At 61.8% G+C, this 8424-nt stretch carries 8 protein-coding genes; 6 read left to right on the top strand and 2 right to left on the bottom strand.

The window, feature by feature from the left end:
* Nucleotides 1-104 precede the first annotated feature (104 nt).
* Nucleotides 105-548 (top strand): REP-associated tyrosine transposase, encoded by a 444-nt coding sequence (locus ACVOLR_RS16595; RefSeq protein WP_481537421.1) that lies wholly within the window; start codon nt 105-107, stop codon nt 546-548.
* A gap of 105 nt (nt 549-653) precedes the next feature.
* On the opposite strand, the gene ACVOLR_RS16590 is transcribed toward ACVOLR_RS16595, so the two are convergent.
* Complete coding sequence (locus ACVOLR_RS16590) at nt 654-1130, bottom strand: DUF2127 domain-containing protein (protein ID WP_481537420.1); 477 nt, start codon at nt 1128-1130, stop codon at nt 654-656.
* Between the two features lie 4 nt (nt 1131-1134).
* Nucleotides 1135-2979 (bottom strand): translational GTPase TypA, encoded by a 1845-nt coding sequence (gene typA / locus ACVOLR_RS16585; RefSeq protein WP_481537419.1) that lies wholly within the window; start codon nt 2977-2979, stop codon nt 1135-1137.
* A gap of 213 nt (nt 2980-3192) precedes the next feature.
* Here typA and ACVOLR_RS16580 point away from each other — a divergent pair, with 213 nt between their 5' ends.
* The 5 genes from ACVOLR_RS16580 to ACVOLR_RS16560 all read left to right on the top strand — a co-directional run bounded on the left by ACVOLR_RS16580 (nt 3193) and on the right by ACVOLR_RS16560 (nt 8292).
* Complete coding sequence (locus tag ACVOLR_RS16580; RefSeq protein ID WP_057629615.1) at nt 3193-3687, top strand: peptidylprolyl isomerase; 495 nt, start codon at nt 3193-3195, stop codon at nt 3685-3687.
* A gap of 111 nt (nt 3688-3798) precedes the next feature.
* Nucleotides 3799-4785: a malate dehydrogenase gene (locus ACVOLR_RS16575; protein WP_481537418.1), complete on the top strand. Its 987-nt coding sequence runs from the start codon at nt 3799-3801 to the stop codon at nt 4783-4785.
* A gap of 8 nt (nt 4786-4793) precedes the next feature.
* The gene (locus tag ACVOLR_RS16570; RefSeq protein WP_481537417.1) at nt 4794-5768 is read left to right on the top strand and encodes a glycosyltransferase family 2 protein; all 975 of its coding nucleotides are present in this window, start codon (nt 4794-4796) and stop codon (nt 5766-5768) included.
* 51 nt (nt 5769-5819) lie between these two features.
* Nucleotides 5820-7523, top strand: coding sequence for a hypothetical protein (locus tag ACVOLR_RS16565; RefSeq protein ID WP_481537416.1), 1704 nt, complete (start codon nt 5820-5822; stop codon nt 7521-7523).
* A 133-nt stretch (nt 7524-7656) separates the two neighbouring features.
* Entirely contained in the window at nt 7657-8292 is a 636-nt protein-coding gene (locus ACVOLR_RS16560; RefSeq protein WP_481537415.1) for an RluA family pseudouridine synthase, read from the top strand.
* Nucleotides 8293-8424 lie beyond the last annotated feature (132 nt).

Here is an 8424-nt window from a genome sequence, read left to right as displayed (position 1 = left end):
CGCCGCCCCCCACCCCCCGCCCACCCCCCGCCCGCGCCCCCCACTACAGGTGCAGCCTTGAATCCCTGACGGACCTACTAGATCGCCAGCCTCAGGCTGTAGCGATGTCCAGTCCAAAATTGCGCCTCGGGCGCGTTTCGCTGCCCAGCAATGTGTACTCAATCACCACGGTAACCGCCGGGTGCGTACCGCTGTTTGCTGGGCCGAAGAGCGCCGAACAGGTGATCGAAGCGCTCCATCATTGCGAACTTGCCGGCATTGCCCACAGCCTTGCCTGGGTAGTGATGCCCGATCACCTACATTGGCTGTTGCAGCTTCAATCCAGATCGCTCGGCGCCTGCCTGCAGCGCCTGAAATCGCGCTCAGCAAGATCCATCGGCGGTGCGGGATCGATCTGGCAGACCGGCTATCACGATCACGCGATCAGGCGAGATGAGTCGCTGCGAGGTGTGGCCAACTACCTGCTGCACAATCCTGTGAGGGCAGGGCTATGCGAAAGGCCGCAGGACTATCCGTATGCGTGGTGCAGATGGGGCTGGCAGCTGTGATGTTGCGCGGCGCCGAAATTGCACATGTAGTGCCGAGCCATGCTCGGCAGGGGCGGTATCGATAAAGGCCAATGCCGAGCATGGCTCGGCACTACAGGTGGAGCACTACCGCTTGCGGTGGCGCTTGCCCAGGTCGCGGGCCAGTACCCAGACGACTAGTACGTTGACCGCCAGCAGCAGCCACGAGGCCCAGCCGGGGTGTTTGACGATGGCGTAGAAGTCCAGCGGCAGGTACAGCGCAGCAGAGATGCAGCCCAGCCATGAGGCCCAGGCCTTGGCGCGCCACAAACCCCAGGCTTCCAGCATGCGCAGCAGCCCGTAGCCGACCAGTACGGCGGCGCCGAGGTGAACGGTATCGGGGGTGATCATGCCCAGCAGCGAGGAGAACGCGCCGTTCTCGGGGTCACCACCTGCACGGTGGATCAGGGCGTTGATGATGTTGCGAAGCGGAGCCGGCCCGGAGATTTCCAGGCCAGCCGCAGCGAGAAAGGCCAGTACGGCCTTTCCCGCTTCCAGCAGCGCGATGGCTGCCAGTCCCGGATGCGCATGCGGATCCGGGTTGTAGGGCGTGTTGCTGGTCAACGCATCAACCGCGCGAGGACTTCTTGCGCTCGCTCTCGGTCAGACCCTTCTTGCGCAGGCGGATTTCCTTCGGGGTGATCTCGACCAGCTCATCGTCCTCGATGAAGTCCAGGGCCTGCTCCAGCGAGTACTTGATCGCAGGGGTCAGCTGGATCGCGTCATCCTTACCCGAAGCGCGCATGTTGGTCAGCGGCTTGGTCTTGATGGCGTTGACGGTCAGGTCGTTGTCCTTGGAGTGGATGCCGACCAGCTGGCCTTCATACACGTTGTCACCTTCGGCGGCGAACAGCTTGCCGCGTTCCTGCAACGGTCCAAGCGAGTAGGCCGGGGTGGCACCTGCAGCATTGGCGATCATCACGCCGTTCTGGCGCTTGGCGATGGCGCCCTGTTCCTTCGGGCCGTAATGGTCGAACACGTGGAACAGCAGGCCAGAACCCTGGGTCAGGGTCTTGAACTCGTTCTGGAAGCCGATCAGGCCACGGGCCGGGATCTGGTACTCAAGGCGCACGCGGCCCTTGCCATCCGTTTCCATGTTCTTCAGCAGGCCCTTGCGGGAGCCCAGCTTTTCCATCACGCCGCCCTGGTGGATTTCTTCGATATCCACCACCAGCTGCTCGATCGGCTCCATGGCCTGGCCGTCGATCTGCTTGATGATGACTTCCGGGCGCGACACGGCCAGCTCGTAGCCTTCACGACGCATGGTTTCGATCAGCACCGACAGGTGCAGCTCGCCACGGCCGGAGACCAGGAACTTGTCGGCGTCTTCCAGCTGCTCCACCTTCAGGGCCACGTTGTGGACCTGCTCGCGGTCCAGACGGTCCTTGAGCTGGCGGCTGGTCAGGAACTTGCCACCGGACAGGTCCTTGCTGCCGGCGAACGGCGAGTTGTTGACCTGGAAGGTCATCGAGATGGTCGGCTCGTCAACGGTCAGTGCCGGCAGTGCTTCCGGGGTTTCCGGGTGGCACAGGGTGTCGGAGATGGTCAGTTCCGGAATACCGGAGATGGCAACGATATCGCCGGCTTCGGCGGTGTCCTGCTCGATGCGCTCCAGGCCCAGGAAGCCCAGGACCTGGCCAACCTTGCCATTGCGCTTCTTGCCTTCACGGTCGATCACGGCAACCTGCATGCCCTTCTTCAGGGTGCCACGCTGGATGCGGCCGATGCCGATCACGCCGACGAAGTTGTTGTAGTCCAGCTGGCTGATGCGCATCTGGAACGGGCCTTCCGGGTCAACTTCCGGCTTCGGCGCGTGCTGCATGATGGCTTCGTACAGCGCGGTCATGTCGCCGTCACGCACGGTATCTTCCAGGCCGGCATAGCCGTTCAGGGCCGAGGCGTAGACGATCGGGAAGTCGAGCTGCTCATTGGTGGCGCCGAGCTTGTCGAACAGGTCGAACACCTGGTCGATCACCCACTCCGGACGCGAGCCCGGGCGGTCAACCTTGTTGACCACGACGATCGGCTTGAAGCCCATCGCGAAGGCCTTCTGGGTGACGAAGCGGGTCTGCGGCATCGGGCCGTCCATCGCGTCGACCAGGATCAGCACGGTGTCGACCATCGACAGCACGCGCTCCACCTCGCCGCCGAAGTCGGCGTGTCCCGGGGTGTCGACGATGTTGATCCGGTTTTTGATGCCGGTCTTCTTGTCTTCCCAGGTAATGGCCGTGTTCTTGGCCAGGATGGTGATGCCGCGTTCCTTTTCCTGGTCGTTGCTGTCCATCACGCGCTCGGCGAGTACCGTACGCTCGGACAGGGTGCCGGACTGCTTGAGCAGCTGGTCGACGAGGGTGGTCTTGCCATGATCGACGTGGGCGACGATGGCGATGTTGCGAAGATTTTCGATGGACATGCGAAAGACGGCCAGCCGGTGCCGTGAAATGGGGAAAATGAGTCCAGCATTATAGCGCTATGTCGGCGTTGTGCGAAATCTGCCGTTCAGACTGGTCTGATAGCCCATTCAGACTTCTTCCGGGCGGGCTGCCGGCGAAGGGCAGCAGCACGGGCGGAGCCGGGTGTAAACTAGCGGGCTATTGAGAGTCGTCTTCTTTACTAAGGATTTCCCATGTCGCTGATCGCCAATTTCGACACCTCCCGCGGCCCGATCAAGGTCGAGCTGTACGCCGACAAGGCACCGCTGACCGTGGCCAACTTCGTCAACCTGGTGAAGCACGGCTTCTATGACGGCCTGGCGTTCCACCGCGTGATCGCTGACTTCATGGTCCAGGGCGGCTGCCCGGAAGGCTCCGGCCGTGGCGGCCCGGGCTACCGTTTTGAAGATGAAACCAAGAACGGCGTTCGCCACGAGCGCGGCGTGCTGTCCATGGCCAATGCCGGCCCGAACACCAACGGCAGCCAGTTCTTCATCACCCACATCAAGACCGACTGGCTCGATGGCAAGCACACCGTGTTTGGCAAGGTGCTCGAAGGCCTGGACGTGGTTGACGCGATCCAGCAGGGCGATGCGATCAACAAGATCACCCTGGAAGGCGATACCGACGCCGTGCTGGCCGCCAAGGCCGACCGCGTCGCCGAGTGGAACAAGATCCTCGCCGCCTGATTGACTCCGACGGCCACCTGACAAGGTGGCCGTTTCTGATTCCAGCCCGGCGAGCGCAGCTGCGCGTGCCCGGCTTTACCCCACACCCGCTTCTTAGCAGAGGAAACCCCCATGAAAGCACCCGTTCGTGTTGCCGTAACCGGCGCTGCCGGCAATATCGGTTATGCACTGCTGTTCCGCATCGCTTCTGGCGAAATGCTGGGCAAGGATCAACCGGTCATCCTGCAGCTGCTCGAAATCGACAACGAAAAGGCCCAGGCCGCCCTGCAGGGCGTGGTCATGGAACTGGAAGACTGCGCATTCCCGCTGCTGGCCGGCGTGGTGACCACCGCTGACCCGCTGGTGGCCTTCAAGGACGTCGACGTGGCCCTGCTGGTCGGCGCACGTCCGCGCGGCCCGGGCATGGAGCGCAAGGACCTGCTGCTGGAAAACGCCAAGATCTTCACCGTGCAGGGCAAGGCGCTGAATGCCGTCGCCAAGCGTGACGTGAAGGTGCTGGTGGTCGGCAACCCGGCCAACACCAATGCCTACATCGCAATGAAGTCGGCGCCGGACCTGAACCCGCGCAACTTCACCGCCATGCTGCGCCTGGACCACAACCGCGCCCTGAGCCAGCTGGCTGCCAAGACCGGCAAGACCGTGGAGAGCTTCGAGCACTTCACCGTGTGGGGCAACCACAGCCCGACCATGTACCCGGACTACCGCTTCGCCACCACCGGCGGCGCCAAGGTCGGCGAGCTGATCAACGATCAGGAATGGAACGCCAACACCTTCATTCCGACCGTCGGCAAGCGCGGCGCAGCGATCATCGCCGCCCGTGGCCTGTCCTCGGCCGCTTCGGCTGCCAATGCCGCCATTGACCACGTGCATGACTGGGTGCTGGGCAGCAACGGCAAGTGGGTGACCATGGGCGTGCCGTCCGACGGCTCCTACGGCATTCCGGAAGGCGTCGTGTTCGGCTTCCCGGTAACCACTGAGAACGGCGAGTACACCATCATCAAGGACCTGCCGATCGACGACTTCTCCAAGAAGTACATCGACATCACCCTGGGCGAGCTGGAAGAAGAGCGCGCTGGCGTCGCTGACCTGCTGGGCTGAGTCTTTTCATGATGGAAAATCGAGTTGCGAAGGCGAAGATCGCCGTTGTCATTCCGGCGTACCGCGCCCGCGACTCGATCCTGGGAGTCATTTCCCGGATCGATGACGGGGTAGACCTCGTCATCGTGGTTGATGATGCCTGCCCGGAGTCCACGGGACTCCGGGTCCAGGCTGAGTGCACCGATGCGCGCGTGCATGTTGTCTTCAACGAGCACAACCAGGGGGTGGGCGGCGCAATGGTTGCCGGCTACCGCGCCGCGCTTGGGCTGGGCGCCGAAATCTGCGTGAAGCTGGATGCCGATGGGCAGATGGACCCGGCCTTGATCCAAGGTTTCGTGCGGCCCATTCTTGCCAATGAGGCTGATTACACCAAAGGCAACCGTTTTTTCCATGTCCGCGACGTCGCCTCGATGCCGCCGGTCAGGTTGCTGGGTAACGCTGCGCTTTCATTCCTGTGCAAGCTGTCCAGCGGCTACTGGCACATCTTCGATCCGACCAATGGCTACACCGCCATTCATGCCGATTGCCTGCGCGAGGTCGAACTGGACAAGCTTGAGAAGCGGTATTTCTTCGAGAGTGACTTGTTGTTCCGGCTGCACCTGATGGATGCGGTGGTGGTCGATGTGCCCATGCGCGCAGTCTATGGCGATGAGCATTCCAGTTTGAACCCGCTGCGCGAAATCCCGCGTTTCCTGCGCTCGCATGCACGCAATTTCCTCAAGCGCATCTTCTATGAATACTTCCTGCGTGACTTCAGTCTGGCATCAGTGCAGCTGCTGGGTGGCGTGGTGTTGATGTTTTTTTCACTCGCGCATGGTGGCTGGACCTGGTACCACAACCTGATGCGCGGGGTTGAGTCACCCGCGGGTACGGTGGCGCTGGTGAGCATCGCGGCCATCGTTGGCTTCGTGCTGTTGCAGGGCTTCTTTGCTTTCGACTACAGCAGGATCCCGCGACGGGTACTGCACCGTTTTACACGTTGATCGAGTCGGCAGGCGCTGCCGACACCAGCAACAGGTCGGGAGGCCGGGGAATTGCGGAATCTGAAACTGGAAGCACCTTACGCGGCCGTGGTCATGGCCTGCTTTGCACTGGTCGGTTATTACTTCTTCACTGGCCTGTATTGCAGTGACGACACCCGTTACATGATCGGTGCGGTCAAGGTTGCGCTGGGCGAGCCCATCGCGGTGGCATCGTTGGCCGAGCGCAGGGCGGTGTTCTTGCTGCCGGGGGCGATGATGTACCAGAACGGTGGCAGCCTTGAATGGATGATCGTTCCCTACACTGGGCTTTTCGTGGTGCTGGGTCTGGCCGGCTATTACCTGGCCAGGCAGTTCCTGGGGCGACTGGCATCGGTGCTCAGTACCGTGTTGGCAGTGGCTCAACCGGTGTTCTTTTTGTATGCCGGCGCCATGCTGCCGGATCTTTCTTCCACGCTTTTCCTGATTGTCGGGCTGCTATATCTGTGTCTGTGGATGAAAGCGGTATCTGCACCAACTGTGCAGTCGCGCGTGTCCGCAGGCCATGCACTCCTGTTGGGTATGAGCATGGCCCTGTCTTTCACCATCAAGGAAAGTGGCATCGTGCTGATGCCGGTGGTGGCCGGAATGATGATCCTTGCCGGTATGCGTGCTGGCATTGGCCGCCTGCTGCGTGATGTGACTATCGCCAGTACCGGCTTCCTGCTGCTGCTGGCGCTGGAGGCGCTGCTGTTCAGGAGTGTGGCGGGGCAATGGTATTCCAGTGTGGGCAGTTTGCTGGTCCCACATGACCTGGCCGGATTCGTCGACTCGCAGGGCCACGGCGTGCTTGATCGGTTCCATACACTGAGGTTTGTGCTTGGGGAGTACACGACCGCGCTGTTCGCCTTGGCCGGACTGTCGACGCTGCACCTGATCGCACGCTGGTGGCGTGGGCAGATGTCCCGCATCGAAGCATTGAGCTGGCTGGCATTGGTCGGCTTCTGGCTGTGGCCACTGCTGTACTTCAGCTTCGGCTCGGCATCGCTCAAGACGTATCTATTGCCGGTGATGCAGCAACGTTACTACGCGCCCTCGATAATTCCTGGGGCGATTCTTGTCGCCCACCTGGGGGTGAGCTTGTTCCGCTGGGCGCGTTCGCAGGTGCCAGCCTGGATCCCGGCCGTGGCAATCGGCGCGGCGCTGCTGTGTTTGGTCAGCGCGCCCTATCAGCAGCGACGGGACAGGGGCCTGATCTATAGCGCACCGGCCAAGGAAGCGTTTATCCAGGCGCGCAATGATGCCCATAAGCGCTTTCCAGGCATTCCGTTTCACGATGTGCATAGTGGGTGGACCACCGACCTGAACCGCTGCAGGGCATTGTTGATGCCGATGCGGGACGATGGCAGCAATCGCTTGTTGGCATCCATCTCGCAGGGCAAGGACCAGCTAGGCAATGACTTCGGCTATCAAGCGCTATCGTCCTCGCAACTGCCGGTTCTTGTCGCCGGGCATGGTGCGTACATGGATGCGCCGAAGAGTTTTGCCTGGGTCGCGGAGGTGCAGCGCGGCGTTGCCGCTGGGAAATACAAGGTGACCCTGGTTGGTCGATACAGTCGGATGACACGACAGGCGTTGCGAGGCAAATCCTGGCTGCCGCGAACTGTAGCCGTCAACCGCTCCGAGGCATCCAGCCTGGCGCTTGACGCACCAGAAGCGCCCAGCCCGTTGGACCTGCAGGAAGTGAAGATGTATCTGATCGAGGCGGCCGATCGCTGATAGTGCTGCTGTGATCAGACTGGTTGTTCAGGTGAAAACGCCGGGCACTGCCCGGCGTTTTCATGCAAACCATAAAGAAGTGCATGGCAATGGTGGTCGGTCCATGCTTTTCTGTTGAGAGAGGAGATGCAGGTTGACGAAAGATGCTTTGCAGAAGCTGACTCTGCAGTACATCGATGAGGCGCTGCTGGTGGCGGAGAAGCCCGCCGGCGTGCTGTCCGTGCCTGGGCGTCTGCCGGAAAACCAGGACTGCGTTATCTCGCGTTTGCAGCTGGAATTTCCGGATGCGCTGACCGTGCATCGGCTGGACCAGGTGACCTCTGGGTTGATGCTGTATGCACGTGGCAAGGCGATGCAGATTGCCTTGTCCAAGCAGTTTGAGCAGCGCCAGGTCAGCAAACGCTACGAAGCGCTGGTGCAGGGCCTGGTCGAGGGTGAATCCGGCGAGATTGATCTGCCGCTGATCTGCGATTGGCCGAACCGGCCGAAGCAGATGGTGAGTTTTGAACTGGGCAAGCCGTCGTTGACGCGTTGGCGGGTGCTGGCGCGTGATGTCGCTGCACAGACCACGCGGGTGGAGCTGGAGCCGGTGACCGGGCGCAGCCATCAGCTGCGCTTGCACCTGGCGAGTATTGGCCATCCGATCGTGGGTGATGTGATGTATGGCGCGCGGCCTGCGCCGCGGGTTTCCCTGCATGCGCGGCGCTTGGGTTTTGTGCATCCGCTGACTGGGGTGGCGTTGGAGTTTGTTTCTGAGTCCTCTTTCTAAAGTCAAAGGCCTGCCCTCACCCCAACCCCTCTCCCGCGTGCGGGAGAGGGGCTCGGATAGCTTCGGCTGCTAGTGCACTAGCCCCCTCCCGCCTGCGGGAGAGGGGCTCGGATAGCTTCGGCTGCTAGTGCA

Source organism: Stenotrophomonas sp. STEN030, assembly GCF_056759995.1.
Note: the sequence above shows the minus strand (reverse complement) of the source record. Positions and strands in the feature narration are given on the sequence as shown.